A 16,502-nucleotide genomic window follows, 5' to 3' on the forward strand; every position below is an offset into this window, starting at 1 on the left:
GCTTGGGGAGGAGATTATGGGGCGGCTGCCGACAACGAATCAAAAAACGTTCAACGCCGCCTGATCGCCGGTCCCAGCGCCAGCATGCCGGCGGCCGTGACCAGCCCGATCCCGCCCGTGGTGAACCAGAGCGCCTTCTGCCCGCCCGCCTCCAGCAGGCCGCTGCCCATCAGCGGCGCCAGCACCGCCGCGGCCGACCAGGCGAAGCCGAACAGCCCCGCATACCGCCCGCGAAGGTGAGGCGGCGCCAGCGTGGCGAGGATCGTGCCCGCGATCCCGGCGATGACGATCTCGCCCGCGGTCCACACCGCGATCGTGACGGCCAGCCAGAAGGTGCTGGTGACGAAGGCCGTCAGCGCGAAGCCGACGCTCATGACGGCCACGCCCAGCGCCAGCGTCCTGGCCGGGTCCCGGCGGCCCAGCCAGCCGGACACCAGCGGCTGCACGATCACGATCAGCACCCCGTTCAGCGCCATGGCCAGGCCGAACTGCGCATACGTCAGGCCCGCCTCGCCCGTCATCGCCATCGGCAGCGTGGTGAACGTCTGCGAGTAGACCAGCGCGTCGCCCAGCATGACCAGGGTGTAGCCGACCATCAGCCGGTCGCGCAGCACCACCCCGAACCCGCCCGCCTCCGGCCTGCCCGCGGGCCTGGTCTCCGGCACCGCCCGCCAGACCAGGACGGCGAAGGCCACGCAGCTCACCGCGTCCACCCAGAACAGCCAGAGGAACCCGGCCTCCGCCAGCCAGCCGCCCGCCGTCATCCCCACCGAGTAGCCGAGGTTGATCGCCCAGAACAGCAGGCCGTACGCCCTGGGCCGCTCCACCGGCGAGACCAGGTCGGCGACCATGGCGTTGGAAGCGGGCCGGTAGGCGTCGACCACCAGGCCGAGCGCGAACATCGAGGCCAGGATCCCCGGCAGCGTGGTGCTGTAGCCCAGCGCCAGCATCATCACGGCGCTGGCGAGCATGCCGCCGGCCAGCGTCGCCCGGCGGCCGATCCGGTCCGCCAGCACCCCGGCGAGCAACTGCGACACCAGCGAACCGGCGCCGAACACCGCCATCACCAGCCCGGCCGTGGCCACCGACAGCCCGCGGGCCTGGGTCAGATAGACGCCGGTGAACGGCATGACCATGGTGCCCAGGCGGTTCACCAGCGTGCCGCCCCACAGGGCCCAGAAGGGGCGGGGCAGGCCGCCGAACGTGGAACGCAGGAACGACGGCTTCTCGACGACGGGACTTGTCACCCGCCAAGGGTGGGCCGCCCGGCTTTACCTCGCGAACGATTTAGCCCACACTAAAACCCGTGGCGGTGACCTGGGACCTGAAGCCGGAGGACGTGGCCCGGATCCGGTTCGCGTTCTCCCCGATGTGGGAGCTCGTCGCCAGCCTGCGCACCTTGCAGGACCCGGCCCGGCAGTCCGTCCACCTGCCGTGGATCAAGTGCGTGCGCCCGCGCCTCGCCGCCCTCGACCTGGCCGAGCTGTTCGCGCTCGTGCCCGCGACCGGCTACCTGGCCGACTTCCTCACTCCGCCGCCCGACACGCCGCTGCCGGACTTCGCCGCCGAGCTGGCCCGCGTACGGCGGACCCCGCCGGAGCGGGCTGCCGACGAGGCCGCGCACGTCGAAGGCGCCGACCCGGCGGTCATACAGCGGTTCAGGGCCGATCCGGCGGCAGCCGTCGCCAGGGTCGCCGACACGCTGGAGGCCTACTGGGAGGCGTGCTTCGCCGAGTTCTGGCCACGCGTCTACAGCCTGCTGGAACGCGACGTGCTGCGCAGGTCACGCCAGCTCGCCCAGGGCGGCGCCCGCGAGCTGTTCGCCGCGCTCGACCCGGCCGTGAAGTGGACCGGGGAGCGGCTGCTCGTCGACCGGCCCTGGTGCAACACGGGCAGCCTGCAGGGCGACGGGCTCGTCCTGGTGCCGACCGCCTTCTACTGGCCGTCGGTCGCGGTCATGTCCGCCCCCTACCAGGAGATGCTCGTCTATCCGGTGCTCGGCGTCGGCACCCTGTGGCGGGAGGGGCCGCCGCCCGCGCCAGGAGCGCTGTCCGCGCTCATCGGCAGGAGCAGGGCGCGGATCCTGCTCGCCCTCGCCGAGCCGAGCACCACCTCGGCGCTGGCCGGGCGGATGTCGCTCACGCCCGGCGCGGTGAGCCAGCACCTCGGCGTGCTCAGCGACAGCGGACTCACCGTGGGGATGCGTGTCGGCAAGCAGGTCGTCTACCGGCGCACCCCCACCGGCGACGTCCTCGCCGGTGGCTGACCTCAGGTGTAGCGGCTGGACTCCATCAGCCAGTCGAGGTGGGCGCGCGGCGCGGCCAGGTAGGCGCACGCCACCTTGCTGACGTCCCTGGCGGTGCGCGGCGCCAGATCGTCCAGCGGCAGCCGCCTGGCGGCCTGCTGCATGTCCCGGCAGCGCTCGGCGATCCGGTCGAGCACCCAGGAAACCGCCTCTCGCTCGCCCAGCCCGAGCTCGCGCATCGCGATCACGACGAGGTTGTGCGCGTCGCCTCGCTCCTTCGGCCGCGAGGCCACGTCGTTGCACCACGCGGTGACGTCGCTGCAGGCGTCCACCAGCTCCTGCCAGGGCTCCGAACGGTGCACCCAGGCGGGCACCTCCACCCGGAGGCACGGCTCGACCAGGTCGTAGAGGTACGGGCCGACCGTCCCCCTGCGCAGCATCGGGTATTCGGCCAGCGTCGGGACCGTGCCCGAGGCCCTGTTGGCCGCCTCGGTGCGGCAGGCGTAGTGCTGGCGCTGCAGGTTGACCGCGAACCGCCTGCGCCACTCGTCGCTCATCCGCGAGCTCGTCACCCGCCACAGGTCCGCGAACGCCGCCTCCAGCGGGTGGCCGCAGGCGCCCTCCAGCATCCCCTGGAAGACCTCCAGCGGACACGGCCCCTCGTCCAGCTCGTCGTCCAGATGGAACAGCCACGTCAGCCACTGCGCGAACAGCGCGGCCGCCGCCGCGTCGAACTCGGCGAACGCCCGCCCCGCCATCCGGTGGAACCCGACGCTCTGGTCGGCACGCAGCCCGGTCCGGCGCGCCCAGTCGATGACGGCCGCCTCGATCGCGTACACGGCCGGGTGCATGCGGCACGGCGCCGCCATCGCCGGCACCCGCTCCGTCAACGGCAGCAGGGCGAGAGCCGCCGAGCCGCCCCGGCGTGGCAGCGGCAGCAGCGGTTTCCAGTGCAGCACGGACCGCAGCGCGGACCGCACAGAAGCGATCACATTGGTGCTCCCCGCGGTATTCACAGTGGTCCGTAAAGCCAGTTGCCCGCGGCATTCGGGTCGTCGCCGACGTAGTACTCCCGGGCGGCCAGGACCAGGTCGGCCACGGTCAGCATGCCCACGCCCGACCGGTCCAGCCGGTCGAACGCCTTGTCCACGTCGTCGTAGGCGGTGCCGAACGCGGCCAGCAACGTCCGGAACTCGCCCGCGCCGATATGGCCGTCGCCGTCGCCGTCGCACAACCCCGCCACCGCCATCGTCGCGGGGCGGAAGACCGAGTCGTACTGGTCGCCCTCGACGAACGCGGCCGTCATGGCCTTGCGGTAGTCCTCGCGCGACATGCCGAAGTCCTGGTCGCGGCCGAGTGTGCTGGACAGCGTCCGCCAGATCCCGTCGAAGCTGTCGACGAGGCTGCTGCCGGTGACCGACGTGGGGGACTCCCCGAAGCCCACCAGGATGCGCGCGCCCAGCCCCAGCAGGTCCTCGCGCTCCACGACCCCCTTACCGCCTGCGTCGATGTGGTCGAAGGCCCGATCGAGCTTGTGATTGAGCAGGTCGATAGCCACCAATGCCTCCCCCGAGACTGACTGCGTGATCACATTAAGTCTGGGCGGCCCCTTTGTCAGGGAGGCTCGCACCGGCACCCCCCGTAACCTGTGTGAAACACGGACACGGCATCCTGATACGAGACCCGTACTGTCGTCACGAGGGGACGCCGTGGACCGCCAGCAGGAGTTCGTGCTCCGCACACTCGAGGAACGCGACATCCGGTTCATCCGGCTCTGGTTCACCGACGTGCTCGGCTTCCTCAAGTCCGTCGCGATCGCCCCCGCCGAGCTCGAAGGCGCCTTCGCCGAGGGCATCGGCTTCGACGGCTCGGCCATCGAGGGGTTCGCCCGCGTCTACGAGGCCGACATGCTGGCCAAGCCGGACCCGTCGACCTTCCAGATCCTTCCGTGGCGCAGCGAGACGCCCGGCGCCGGCCGCATCTTCTGCGACATCCTGATGCCCGACGGCACGCCGTCGCACGCCGACCCGCGCTGGGTGCTCAAGCGCACCCTCGCGAAGTGCGCCGACATGGGCTTCACCTTCTACACCCACCCGGAGATCGAGTTCTTCCTGCTGAAGAACCGCCCGGAGGCCGGCCAGCGCCCCGAGCCGATCGACTCGGGCGGCTACTTCGACCACACGCCGCACAGCTCCGGCCACGACTTCCGGCGCCAGGCGATCATGATGCTGGAGTCGATGGGCATCTCGGTCGAGTTCAGCCACCACGAGGGCGCCCCCGGCCAGCAGGAGATCGACCTGCGCTACGCCGACGCGCTGACCACCGCCGACAACATCATGACCTTCCGCCTGGTCATGAAGGAGGTCGCGCTGGAGCAGGGCATCTGGGCCTCCTTCATGCCCAAGCCCTTCACCGAGCACCCCGGCTCCGGCATGCACACCCACATGTCGCTGTTCGAGGGCGACCGCAACGCCTTCTACGAGGCGGGCTCCGACTACCAGCTCTCCAAGATCGGCCGATCGTTCATCGCCGGCCTGCTCAGGCACGCCGCGGAGATCACCGCGATCACCAACCAGTGGGTCAACTCCTACAAGCGCCTGTGGGGCGGGGCCGAGGCCATCGCCGGTCAGGGCGGTGAGGCCCCCTCCTACGTGTGCTGGGGCCACAACAACCGCTCGGCCCTGGTCAGGGTGCCGATGTACAAGCCGCACAAGGGCGGCTCGACCCGCATCGAGTTCCGCTCGCTCGACTCGGCCTGCAACCCCTACCTCGCCTTCGCGCTCATCCTGGCCGCCGGCCTCAAGGGCATCGAGGAGGGCTACGAGCTCCCGCCGGCCGCCGAGGACAACGTGTGGACGCTGACCAGCGCGGAGCGCCGCGCCCTCGGCATCCAGCCGCTGCCGCAGTCGCTCGACGAGGCGGTCGCGGTCATGGAGCGGAGCGAGCTGGTGGCGGAGACGCTCGGCGAGCACGTGTTCGACTTCTTCCTGCGCAACAAGCGCACCGAGTGGAGCGACTACCGCCGCCAGGTCACCGAGTTCGAGCTCGGCCGCTACCTGCCTGTTCTCTGAGCATCGCTCCCGCCCGCTCCGCCGCGCGGCAATGATGTCCGTCCCCTTTAGGGCAGTTTGTGTTTTTATGTCCGATCCTCGGGCAGGACGGCTGAGGCGGAGGGCATCGGTTGCCGTGTGCCGCCGGGATGGGGACGGTGATGATGAACAGCGGAGTGAAAGTAGCGCTGGCGGTCGCCGCAGGCTACTGCTTGGGACGGCACCACAAGCTGAAGATGGCCGCCGCGCTGGCGATGGCGGGCGTGGCGGGCAAGGTCGGAGCGGACAAGGGCGGCGGCCTGCTGGAGCAGGGCATGAAGGCCCTCGGTTCGCCGGAGCTGGAGGAGATGACCGGCCGCCTGCGGGGCGACCTGCGCGAGGCGGGCAAGGCCGCCGCCGTGGCGGCGACGAGCAAGCAGATCAACGCGCTGAGCGACGTCATCCACGCGCGTGCCGAGGCTCTGCGGCAGCCTGACACGCCAGGCGACTCGCAACAGGCCGCACCTGCCGAGGGGGCGAGGTGATGTCGATGACCGAGAAAACGAAGAACGGGGCGATCGGCGAGCTGGCCGGCGCACTGCCGCTGGACCGGCTGGGCAAGGAGTGCCGCGGTCTCGCGGGCGCCGTGGGAACGCGGATGCTGGGCTCGGTGACAGGCAAGGTGACGGGCAAGGTCACCTCCATGACCGGCAGGCTGACCGAGTACGCCGACAAGGGCGGCAAGCCCAGACAGGGGGACGGCCCGGGTGCGTCCGCGGGATCCTCCGGTCCCGGCCTCCTGAGCAAGGCCGGCCGGGCGGTCAAGGGTGCCGTCAGCCGTTCGGGCAAGGGCCGGTCCGGGGGCGACAAGACACGCGTGACGAACATGGTCGAGTCTCTGGACATCGGCGCTCCGATAAGCGTCGTCTACAACCAGTGGACCTCCTTCGAGGACTTCCCGAGCTTCATGAAGAAGGTCGAGGACGTGAAGCAGGACTCCGACGAGGAGATGACCTGGAAGGCGCAGGTCCTCTGGTCGCACCGCACGTGGAAGTCGGAGATCGTCGAGCAGGTGCCGGACGAGCGGATCATCTGGCGCTCCCAGGGTGACAAGGGGTACGTGGACGGCGCGGTGACCTTCCACGAGCTCACCCCGACCCTCACCAGGGTCATCCTGGTGCTGGAATACCACCCGAAGGGCCTGTTCGAGCACGTCGGGAACATGTGGCGCGCTCAGGGACGGCGCGCCCGCCTGGAGTTCAAGCACTTCGGGCGGCACGTGATGACGCAGTCCGCGCTGCACCCGGACGAGGTCGAGGGCTGGCGGGGCGAGATCCACGACGGCGAGGTCGTCGACGAGCAGGCTTCGACCGAAGAGACCGGCGACTCCCAGCCTGACCAGCCCGACCAGCCCGACCAGCCTGACCAGCCTGACCAGCCCGACCAGCCTGACCAGGCTGACCAGCCTGACCAGCCCGACCAGGCTGACCAGCCCGACCAGCCCGACCAGCCCGACCAGCCCGGTGAAGAGTCGGAGAGCGAGGCGAAGCGGCTGGAGCCTCAGGCGCACTAGCGCCGCCACCGGGAGAGCGCAGGTCGCTGCGCCGACCCTTCGGGGAGAGGGAGCACGACATGTCTGAAGACCCGGCCGTCGATCCGGGACTGCTGCCGAAGGACCCGGCACAGGCATCGGACGGCAACGAGCCCGTACACCGCCGTGAAGGTCCGGTCGATCCGGACGTCCTGCTCGACGTCCCCCTCATCAAGGTCGACAAGATCGACCTGAACGTGGAGGACCTGCGTGCGCGCGTCTCCCTGGAGGCCGACGTACTCGATCTCCTGAGGCTTCACGTCGGCGTGGACGTGGCCCTGGGCAGGGTGAACCTGGAGGTCGGGGGCGTGGAGGCCAAGGCCATGCTCAAGGTGCGGCTCGACAACGTCGCCCTGATCATCCGGGACGTGCTGAAGTCGATCGACAACAATCCTCAGCTCGTCGAGAACCTGAGCACGGGCGTCGCGTCGGCGGCCCGCGACCTCGGCGCAGGAGCCGGCCGAGCCGTCGGCCACCTGGGCGCGGCGACGGGCTCCGCCCTGGATCGCACGACCGAGACAGTGGGTGACACGGTCCGCGGCGTCGCCCAGGAAGTGCCCGATGTCACCCGGTCGGTCAGCCGGGACGCCGCCGCCACCGTCCAGCAAGCCGCGGCTCCCGGGGCGCCTCCTCCTCCCGCGCCCCCTGCACCTGCGGCCACTGGTCCAGCGGCACCTGCACCTGCGGCCGCCGGTCCAGCGGCCCCCGCTCCTGCGGCCGCCGGTCCGGCGGGACCTGCATCTGCGGCCGCCGACGTCGCGGGGGCGGCCACGGGAACCACGGCCGCCGGCCAGAGGGCGCCGGGGACGGTCACTCAGGGCGCCGGGCCGGCCCTCCAGAAGAACGCCGCCGACTCCGTCGCCAAGTCCATGGACAGTGAGCAGCCCAGCCCTGCTCCTCCTGCACATCGAGCGGAGGACGACGGCGCAGCCGGCGGGGGAGACGGGGAGGACGACGGCGCGGACACCGGTTCGCGACGGGACGCCCGGGACGAAGGGCCTGCCGAAACGCCTCCGGACGATCGGGAAGAGGCGGACCACCGCGACGAAACGCCCGCCGACGGCCAGGCCGGAGCCCAGGACGAGGGGGAAGCGCGGGATGACAAGCCCGCCGAAGGCGAGGGACCTGCCCAGGATGAGGGCGAAGGCGGGGGCGAGAAGCCAGGCGGGGACGAGGAGGAGCCCGAGGAGGGTGAGGGCCAGCGGCCTGCTCGAGGTCAGGAGGAGGGGCCAGTCGGGGGCGGGCAGGAGAGTCCTGCGGATGGGGAGCAGAAGCCTGTTGAGGGCGAGGAGCCTGCCGGCGAAGGTGAGGGTACGAAGCCGGGCGGGGGCGGGCAGGAGAAGCCGGCGGATGCTGGGGAGCGGAAGCCTGTCGAGGGTGAGGGCGAGGAGCCTGCCCTGGGTCGGCAGGAGAAGCCTGCTGAAGGCGAGGGGGCTGCTCAAGGTCAGGAGGAGAGGCCGGGCGGGGGCGGGCAGGAGAAGCCGGCGGATGCTCGGGAGCGGAAGCCTGTCGAGGGTGAGGGCGAAGAGCCTGCCCTGGGCGAGGGTGAGAAGCCAGGCGGGGACGAGGAGAAGGCCGTTGAGGGTGAGGGGCAGGAACCCGCGCAGGGGCGGGGAGAGGGCGGGGAGGAGCCCGCTGAGCCCGGGGACGAGGGGCCTGCCGAGGGGCAGGAGGGAAAGCCGGGCGAGGAGCAGGACGAGCGGCCTGCCGGTGCTGGAAACGGGTCGGCTGGGGAGGCGTTGGGGCCCGCACTGCGTGACCTGGGCAGGGCGGCTCGCCGGGCGGGCGTGCGGCGGCTGCGCGACATGTCGAGACTGCGTCGCCGCCGGTAGCGAGGGCCTGCAGGAGCGGCGATGACCGACAAACGGCCGGATCTGAGGCTTGCCGAGTCGGCGGACATCGTGTTCGCCGCGACGGTGCGAGGGGACAGCGTCAGGTTCGCGGTGGCGCCCGAGGTGAAGGTGACCTTCCATGGAGATCCGGGTGAGGACTCCGACGTCGGCAGCCACCGGATCCACCTGCCCGACGAGGTGGCCGAGGGTACGAGCTACCGGGCGTTCCAGATCGAGTACGTCATCGCGTCCAAGGTCATCTTGACCGACACCGACTGATCGCGACGGTCGTGGAGTCGCGGCGGGGCAAGGTGTCGCGACGGTCATTACAGCGCGGCGGGCGGCACCGGGTGGCGGGGCACGCGGGCAGGGTGAGATACCTGCCCATACCACTGCAAAGCATCCCGCAACAGCAAGCCAACAGCGTGACCATTGTCACTCTGGCCCGGAAGACACATACCGGCAACATCCGCCGCGTATCTTTTACCGATCACCCAAGCGTCTCCCATGCTTCGGGTTCGTACGGCGCGGCGCGCGGCCTGCGCGTAGGCAGGGGATCGAGGGGAAGTTTCGGGCAGGTTTGTGGCGTTATGTCGTACGGCGGGACCCGAGCACTGGCTGATCAACCGGTCCAGTAAAATCGGCCCATTCAAATTGATATTTCCGGACTTCACGCCCCATGTGGCGATATAGGAGGGTGTGGCATGACGACGGCTGCCCTGCAGACCGTGTTGACCGTTCCCGAGCGGTTCCGAGGCCCGGCGGGAGTCGCCAACGGCGGCTGGCTGGCCGGGACCCTGGCGGGTGCCCTCAACGGTAAACGATCAGCGGTCGAGGTCACGCTGCACGCGCCCACGCCCCTGGAGCAGGACCTGCGGCTGGAGCACGTCGCCAACACGGTGGCGCTCTACGACGGCGAGAAGCTGCTCGTGGAGGCCATCCCGGTGGTCGAGGAGGTGACGCCGCCGCCGTTCGTGCGGTTCACCGAGGCCGCCCGCGCCGAGGCCGGCTTCGCCGGGCACAAGGGGCACGCCTTCCCCGAGTGCTTCGCCTGCGGGCTGCGCGAGCCGGGCGACGGGCTGCGGATCTTCCCGGGGCCCGTGGAGGGCAAGGACCTGGTCGCCGCCGGGTGGCGGGTGCCGTTCGCCGTCGCCGACGAGGACGGCGTGCCCGCGTCGGTCGTGGGCGCCGCACTCGACTGCGTCACCGGCTGGGCCCACTTCAAGCCGGGCGAGTCGGCCCTGCTGGGCAGGCTCGCCCTCCAGTTCCACCGGGACGTGACCCCGGGCGGCGTCTACTCCGTCGTCGGCCGCGCCACCGGCCGCGAGGGACGCAAGCTCTTCGGCGAGAGCGCCATCTACGAGGTGGACGGCAGCCTGGTGGCCGCCGCCCGCGCCACCTGGATCGCTCCACGCTGACCAGCGGCACACACCCTTCGACAGCCGTGGAACGGCCCCCGACCGGGGGCCGTTCCGCGTCGCACCCGAGGTCGCGGCGCACCGGCGCCGGACTGCCCGGGAGGTCAGCGGCCTGACGTGAGCCGATCCGCGACGGTCCGGGCGCAGCGCTCGTCGAACAGGATCGTGTAGTGGTTGCAATCCGGCACCACCTCGTCCGCGAGGCCGGGCAGCCGGGCGGTCCAGCTCGCCGCCAGCTCGTCCGGCAGCATGCCGACTTCCTGGTCGAGCAGCCCGCGCGGCGCCCTGAGCAGGGAGAGCGGCGCCTTGATGGTGGCCAGCGCGGCGGCGATCCGGTCACTTTCGAGAAGCATCCACCGCCCGTCCTCGCGCACCGCCTCGCCCGCCGCCCGCGAGCGCAGCGCGTCCCGCGGCCCGGTCAGGTCGTAGCGGGCGTACTCCTCGACGTCGGCGCTCCAGTTGCCGGCGAAGGCCGGGTGCGCCCTGAAGAAGTCCACGTACGCCTCGGCGGACGGGAAGGTCTGCCGCAGGCGGGCCAGCGCCGGGCCCAGGACCGCGGCCATGGCGGCGTCCGCGTCCACGCCTTCGGGCAGCGGCAGCGGCAGCCCGCCGTCGACCAGCACCACCCGCGAGAAGTCCCGCTCGGCCGCGGCCAGCGCGGCCACGTAGGCGCCCATCGAGTGCCCGGTCAGCACCGCGTCGGCTCCCGCCCCCGCGTGGTCGGCCACCCTCAGCACGTCCTCGGCGTGCCTCGGCAGTCCGTACGGCCCCGGCAGGCCCGCGCTGTGCCCGCGCCCGCGCAGGTCCATCGCCACCAGCGACCATCCCTCGGGCAGCTGCCGCGCCACCGCGCGCCAGGCCATCAGCGAGGCGGTGATCCCGTGCACGGCGATGATCACCCGCGGTCCCGACCCGAACGTGGCCACCCGCATGCCGTCGACGTCTTCAACTCTCATACCGGGATACTAAGGACAAGCGCTCCTGTACGCCTCGTGACGTCCAGGTGCGATCCATTCCGAGATCTCAGGCAAAATCATCGAATATGCGCATCACCGTGATCGAACACGAGGCCGAAGCCGGGCTCGGCTACCTGGGCCGCTGGCTGGGCCTGCCCTGTGACGTCGTCAGGCCGTACGCGGGGGACGAGATCCCCGTGCGGGCGCGGGACGGGCTGATCGTGCTCGGCGGGGAGGCCGCGGCGTGGGAGGACGAGCGCTTCCCGTGGCAGCCCGCCACCCGCGACCTGCTGCGCCGTTCCGTCGGCGAGGGCACCCCGACGCTCGCCATCTGCCTCGGCGCGCAGCTCATGACCATGGCCTGCGGGGGCACGGTCGAGCTGGGCGGCAACGGGCTGGAGGTGGGCGCGTGCGAGGTGGTCGCACTGCCGGCCGCCGCCTCCGACCCGCTGTTGTCGGGGGTGGGCGAGGCCGTCGCCGTCCAGTATCACCGTGACGCGATGACCCGGCTGCCCGACGGCGCGGTGCCGCTGATGACCGGGACCCGGTATCCGAACCAGGCCTACCGGCTCGGCGAGGCCGCCTGGGCGGTGCAGTTCCATCCGGAGGCGACCCCGGAGATCTTCGCCTCCTGGACGTCGGGCTCGGGCCTGGACGCGGAGCAGGCGCTGAACGAGGGGGTGCGCGCGGCGGCCGGGGCGCTCGAGGCCACCTGGCGGCCGGTGGCGGAGGCGTTCGCCGAGGTGGTCAGAGCCGGCGCGAAGGCGGCCGATCCGAAGGTCAGCGTCGGCGATCGCGCCTGAACCGCCGGGGCCGGGTGGCCGCATGCGCCAGCGCGTGCACGCCGCCCAGGACCAGAGGGAACATCGCGGCCCCCGCCCAGCCGGCGCTGACTGGCACGCCGGCGGCCTTGAGCCGTCGCCACGCCCACACCGAGAACGGGATCACCACCACCGGCGCGGTCACCAGCCCCGGCGTGTAGCCGCGCGTCACCGCCCCCTGCGCCAGGTGCATCGCGCCGTGCGCGCCGAAGGCGAGCAGCACGCTCTGGAAGGCCGGACTGCGCCCGCCGCTGCGCGCGCCCGCCGCCGAGGCGGCCGCGATCACCCCGCCCATCAGCCCGATCGCCACGTTCACATGCCGCTGGGAGACCTCCAGCCGCTGCCACGGGACGCCCGGGAAGCGCTGCTCCAGTCGCGGCCGGGCGGAGCGCGTCCAGCGCGCCATCGTCGCCAGCTCCTCCGCGTCGTGCACCGCCCACGCCGCGAGCAGACCCCAGGTCACCGTCGCCGGAACCCTGTCCGCGTACCCCTCGTCCATGCACCCTCCAAACGCAACGCAACGTTGCGTTTTACTCTAGGCTCTTGCGGCGCAGGGCTGTCAAGATGGAGGGGTGCCCAGGATCGAGTCCACCGCAGCCCGCCTCGCCAAGCTCGGATTCGCCGACGCGGCCCAAGCGGCCCGGCTGGTCCAGCAGGCGGGAGTCGACCTCGACGGCCTGCTCGAATCACTGGTCCGGGTGGCCGATCCCGATCTGGCGCTGGCCTCCCTCACCCGGATGGCCGAGCGGGACCCCGCCGCCCTCGACCGGCTCCGCGCCGACGGCGAGCTCAGGGAGCGGGTGCTCGCCGTGCTCGGCGTGAGCGCCGCCCTCGGAGATCACCTGGAGCGCCATCCGGACCACCTCGACCTGCTGGCCGTATCCACGCTGAGTGAGCACCGGGCGGAGCTGCTGCGCGCGGTCGGCGCCGAGCCGGACGCGGCCGAGCCTCGCGCGTCCGCCCCCGACGCGCTCGTCGCGCTGCGGGTCGCCTACCGCGGGCGGCTGGCGCACGTGGCCGCGCGCGACCTGACGGGGCAGGCCACGCTGCCCGAGGTCACCAGCGAGCTGTCCGACCTCGCCGGCGCGGCCCTGGAGGCCGCGCTGGCCATCGCGCGCGCCGAGGTGGACGCGGGCGACGTACGGCTCTCGGTCGTGGGGATGGGCAAGTGCGGCGCCCGGGAGCTCAACTACATCAGCGACGTCGACGTGATCTTCGTGGCCGAGCCGCGCGAAGGCGCGGACGAGACCAAGGCGCTGCGCGCCGCCACCCGGCTGGCCCAGGCCATGATGCGGGCCTGCACGGCCGCCACCCCCGAGGGATCGCTGTGGGAGGTGGACGCCGGGCTGCGGCCCGAGGGCCGGGCCGGGCCGCTGGTGCGGACACTGACCAGCCACCTGGCCTACTACCGGCGCTGGGCCAAGACGTGGGAGTTCCAGGCGCTGCTCAAGGCCCGGCCGGTCGCAGGGGACATGGAGCTGGGCGCCGCCTACGTCGAGGAGGTCAACGAGCTCGTCTGGTCGGCCGCCACCCGCGACAACTTCGTCGAGGACGTGCAGGCCATGCGCCGCCGGGTCGAGGCGCACGTGCGATCGGAAGGCGAGCGGCAGATCAAGCTGGGCCCCGGCGGGCTGCGCGACATCGAGTTCGCGGTGCAGCTGCTCCAGCTCGTGCACGGGCGGCTCGACCCGCTGCTGCGCCGCCGCGCCACCCTGCCCGCGCTGGCCGCCCTCTCGCGCGGCGGGTACGTGGGCCGCGAGGACTCGCGCGGCCTGGCGGAGGCGTACTCGTTCCTTCGGCGGGTCGAGCACCTGCTGCAGCTCCACCGGATGCGACGCACGCACGTCCTGCCCACCGGCGACGGCGACCTGCGCAGGCTCGGCCGGGCACTCGGCATGCAGGCGGACCCGGTGGGGGAGTTCACCTCACGCTGGCGGAGGCACGCCATGGAGGCGCGGCGGCTGCACGAGAAGCTGTTCTACCGGCCGCTGCTGCAGGCGGTGGCCCGGCTGCCCGACTCCGAGGCCCGGCTGTCCACGGCGGCGGCGTCCGCCCGGCTGGGCGCGCTCGGCTACGTCGACCCGGACGGCGCGCTGCGCCACATCGCGGCCCTGTCCACCGGGGTGTCCAGGCGCGCGGCGATCCAGCGGACGCTGCTGCCGGTCATGCTCGGCTGGTTCGCCGACACGCCGGACCCGGACGCGGGACTGCTCGGCTTCCGCCAGGTCAGCGACAAGCTCGGCACCACGCCGTGGTATCTGCGGCTGCTGCGGGACGAGACCGCCGTGGCGGCGCGGATGGCCCGCGTGCTGGGGACCAGCCGCTACGCCACCGGGCTGCTCACGAACGCGCCGGACGCGGTCGCCATGCTCGGCAGCGAGCAGGACCTGGCCGTGCGATCCGCCGAGTCGCTGCACGGCGAGGCCTCGGCCGCGGTGTCCCGCCACGGCGGCGAGGCCGAGACCGCCGTGGCCGCCGTCCGGGCGCTGCGCCGCCGGGAGCTGTTCCGCACCGCGGTCGCCGACATCTTCGGGCTCGTCGACATCGAGCGGGTCGGCGTAGCGCTGTCGACGCTGAACGACGTGACGATCCAGGCCGCCCTCGACGCCGCCATCGGCAAGATCTCGGCCGAACGCCGCGGGCCGCTGCCGACCCGGTTCGCGGTGATCGCCATGGGCCGGCTCGGCGGCATGGAGTCCTCCTACGCCAGCGACGCCGACGTCATGTTCGTCCACCAGCCGCTGTCGGGCGCCGTCGAGCGCGACGCCTCCGACGCGGCCTTCGCGGTGGCCAACGAGCTGCGGCGGTTGCTGGCGCTGCCCGCTCCCGACCCGCCCCTGCTCATCGACCCCGACCTGCGCCCCGAGGGCAGGCAGGGCCCGCTCGTGCGCACCCTGGCCTCCTACCGCGCCTACTACTCCCGCTGGTCCTCGCCATGGGAGTCGCAGGCCCTGCTGCGCGCCCGCTTCTCGGCCGGGGACGCCGAGCTGGGGGCCGCCTTCATCGCCGTGATCGACGAGCTGCGCTACCCGGCCGGCGGCATCACCGACGACGCCGTACGCGACATCAGGCGGCTCAAGGCCCGTATGGAGGCCGAGCGGCTGCCCCGCGGCGCCGACCCGGCGCTGCACACCAAGCTGGGCCCCGGCGGGCTGTCGGACGTGGAGTGGGTGGCGCAGCTCCTGCAACTCCGCCACGCCGGCACGACGCCCGCCCTGCGCACCACCCGCACGCTGGAGGCGCTGCGCGCCGCCGTCGCGCAGGACCTGCTCGACCCCGCCGACGAGGCGGTGCTGGCGCGGGCCTGGCGCTTCGCCTCCCGCATCAGGGATGCGCTCATGCTGGTCAAGGGCCGGCCAGGCGACAGCGTGCCCGCCGACACCCGCGAACGCAGCCTCATCGCGCAGACCATCGGCTACCCGCCGGACGGCTCGGAGGACTTCCTGGACGACTACCGCCGCGGCACCCGCCGCGCCCGCCGGGTCGTCGACCGCGTCTTCTACGGGGCATGACCATCGCATTGCGGAGAGTGCCGCCGTGGGTGTATCAAGGCGCGGGGTGATCACACGTGTTATCCGCATACATCGATCTCGCGCTGGGCCTGGTGCTCTCGTTCCTGATGCTGTCGCTGCTCGTCAGCGGGCTGAACGAGGCGTTCGTCCGCCTGCTGTCGATCCGCAGCAAGTTCCTGTGGGCCTACCTGCGCGACACCTTGGACGGGGCCGACGCCAAGGGCAGGTCCTGGCTGCCGTCCGGCCTGCGGGACGTGTTCGCCTCGCTGCCGTTCGTGCGCGATCCGCGGCCCGCGCACAACTCGCATCCCGCGCCCGCGGAGTCGGCCGAGATGCCGGCGCGGGACACCAAGGCCGCGGACGCCATGACGAACCTGCTCTACGAGCGGGTCCGCGAGATCGACCACCCCAAGAGCGGCAGGACCAGCATCGCCAACCTGCCGCCCGAGCGGTTCTCCGTCGCCCTGATGGAGATGGCGGCCCGCGAGCCGGGCGGCGTCGAGGGACTGCTGGAAAAGCTCAAGTCCATGGGCAGCCCGCTGTACGGCCACCTGCACGGCGTGTGGGAGACCGCCCAGCGTGACCTCAACCGCTTCCGCCAGGGGGTGGAGGGCTGGTTCGACAGCGAGATGCAGCGGCTGACGATGCTCTACAGTCGCTACGTCAAATGGGTGGTCGCCCTGCTGGCGCTCCTGGTGACGTTGCTCTTCACGATGGACGGGCTGGAATACGCCAAGACGCTGCTGCGGGACAACGCCTTCCGCGCCTCCGTCACCGCTGTCGCCGAGGCCGGGCCCGACGCGTACAGCGAGCTCAAGGCGCAGTGCGAGCAGGCCGACCCGGTGCCGTGCATCACCGACACGCTCAGCCAGCCGGCCCTGGTCAAGGTGCTCGACCACGCGATCGTCAACGTCACCCTGCCCGCCGACGGCGATCCGTCCTTCCACTGGAACGGCGCCTCGTGGTGGGACCGGCTCACCACGCCCAGCCACTGGCCCGGCTTTCTGATGACGTACGTGGCGCTGCTGTTCGGCGCGCCGTTCTGGTGGGACGTCTTCCGCCGCATCACCGGCATGCGCTCGCGCCGGTAACGTGCTG

Annotated in this window: 15 protein-coding genes; 10 read left to right on the forward strand and 5 right to left on the reverse strand. The window is 72.1% G+C overall.

Annotated elements, in window-relative coordinates; genetic code table 11:
• Nucleotides 1–50: 50 nt before the first annotated feature.
• The gene (locus V5E28_RS27145; protein WP_336210474.1) at nt 51–1,247 is read right to left on the reverse strand and encodes an MDR family MFS transporter; all 1,197 of its coding nucleotides are present in this window, start codon (nt 1,245–1,247) and stop codon (nt 51–53) included.
• 59 nt (nt 1,248–1,306) lie between these two features.
• Here V5E28_RS27145 and V5E28_RS27150 point away from each other — a divergent pair, with 59 nt between their 5' ends.
• The gene (locus V5E28_RS27150) at nt 1,307–2,266 is read left to right on the forward strand and encodes a DUF5937 family protein (RefSeq protein WP_336210477.1); all 960 of its coding nucleotides are present in this window, start codon (nt 1,307–1,309) and stop codon (nt 2,264–2,266) included.
• A gap of 2 nt (nt 2,267–2,268) precedes the next feature.
• On the opposite strand, the gene V5E28_RS27155 is transcribed toward V5E28_RS27150, so the two are convergent.
• Both V5E28_RS27155 and V5E28_RS27160 read right to left on the reverse strand, forming a co-directional pair.
• Nucleotides 2,269–3,237, reverse strand: a complete 969-nt coding sequence (locus tag V5E28_RS27155; protein WP_336210478.1) for a terpene synthase family protein — start codon at nt 3,235–3,237, stop codon at nt 2,269–2,271.
• A 20-nt stretch (nt 3,238–3,257) separates the two neighbouring features.
• Entirely contained in the window at nt 3,258–3,803 is a 546-nt protein-coding gene (locus V5E28_RS27160) for an EF-hand domain-containing protein (protein WP_336210480.1), read from the reverse strand.
• 151 nt (nt 3,804–3,954) lie between these two features.
• Between V5E28_RS27160 and glnA the strand changes: the two genes are divergently transcribed.
• The 6 genes from glnA (at nt 3,955) to V5E28_RS27190 (ending at nt 10,115) form a co-directional block, all read left to right on the forward strand.
• A complete protein-coding gene (gene glnA / locus V5E28_RS27165; protein WP_336210483.1) occupies nt 3,955–5,316 on the forward strand; it encodes a type I glutamate--ammonia ligase in 1,362 nt (453 codons plus the stop codon).
• 140 nt (nt 5,317–5,456) lie between these two features.
• Nucleotides 5,457–5,819, forward strand: coding sequence for a hypothetical protein (locus V5E28_RS27170; protein WP_336210485.1), 363 nt, complete (start codon nt 5,457–5,459; stop codon nt 5,817–5,819).
• Nucleotides 5,820–5,824: 5 nt separating this feature from the next.
• Complete coding sequence (locus tag V5E28_RS27175; RefSeq protein ID WP_336210488.1) at nt 5,825–6,847, forward strand: SRPBCC family protein; 1,023 nt, start codon at nt 5,825–5,827, stop codon at nt 6,845–6,847.
• Between the two features lie 59 nt (nt 6,848–6,906).
• Nucleotides 6,907–8,697: a hypothetical protein gene (locus V5E28_RS27180; protein WP_336210491.1), complete on the forward strand. Its 1,791-nt coding sequence runs from the start codon at nt 6,907–6,909 to the stop codon at nt 8,695–8,697.
• 21 nt (nt 8,698–8,718) lie between these two features.
• Nucleotides 8,719–8,976, forward strand: coding sequence for a hypothetical protein (locus tag V5E28_RS27185; protein ID WP_336210493.1), 258 nt, complete (start codon nt 8,719–8,721; stop codon nt 8,974–8,976).
• Between the two features lie 425 nt (nt 8,977–9,401).
• Entirely contained in the window at nt 9,402–10,115 is a 714-nt protein-coding gene (locus V5E28_RS27190; RefSeq protein ID WP_336210495.1) for a PaaI family thioesterase, read from the forward strand.
• A 104-nt stretch (nt 10,116–10,219) separates the two neighbouring features.
• On the opposite strand, the gene V5E28_RS27195 is transcribed toward V5E28_RS27190, so the two are convergent.
• On the reverse strand, nt 10,220–11,071 hold the full coding sequence (locus tag V5E28_RS27195; RefSeq protein WP_336210497.1) for an alpha/beta hydrolase: 852 nt from the start codon (nt 11,069–11,071) through the stop codon (nt 10,220–10,222).
• 86 nt (nt 11,072–11,157) lie between these two features.
• On the opposite strand from V5E28_RS27195, the gene V5E28_RS27200 reads away from it, so the two are divergent.
• On the forward strand, nt 11,158–11,874 hold the full coding sequence (locus V5E28_RS27200; protein ID WP_336210499.1) for a type 1 glutamine amidotransferase: 717 nt from the start codon (nt 11,158–11,160) through the stop codon (nt 11,872–11,874).
• Here the strand turns inward: V5E28_RS27200 and V5E28_RS27205 are convergent.
• A complete protein-coding gene (locus tag V5E28_RS27205; protein WP_336210502.1) occupies nt 11,852–12,391 on the reverse strand; it encodes an HXXEE domain-containing protein in 540 nt (179 codons plus the stop codon). The genes V5E28_RS27200 and V5E28_RS27205 overlap by 23 nt on opposite strands.
• A 73-nt stretch (nt 12,392–12,464) precedes the next feature.
• Between V5E28_RS27205 and V5E28_RS27210 the strand changes: the two genes are divergently transcribed.
• Entirely contained in the window at nt 12,465–15,404 is a 2,940-nt protein-coding gene (locus tag V5E28_RS27210; RefSeq protein WP_336210505.1) for a bifunctional [glutamine synthetase] adenylyltransferase/[glutamine synthetase]-adenylyl-L-tyrosine phosphorylase, read from the forward strand.
• A gap of 56 nt (nt 15,405–15,460) precedes the next feature.
• The gene (locus V5E28_RS27215) at nt 15,461–16,495 is read left to right on the forward strand and encodes a hypothetical protein (protein ID WP_336210508.1); all 1,035 of its coding nucleotides are present in this window, start codon (nt 15,461–15,463) and stop codon (nt 16,493–16,495) included.
• Nucleotides 16,496–16,502 lie beyond the last annotated feature (7 nt).

Origin of the sequence: Nonomuraea sp. LPB2021202275-12-8 (assembly GCF_037044575.1) — a bacterium.
Lineage (GTDB): Bacteria > Actinomycetota > Actinomycetes > Streptosporangiales > Streptosporangiaceae > Nonomuraea.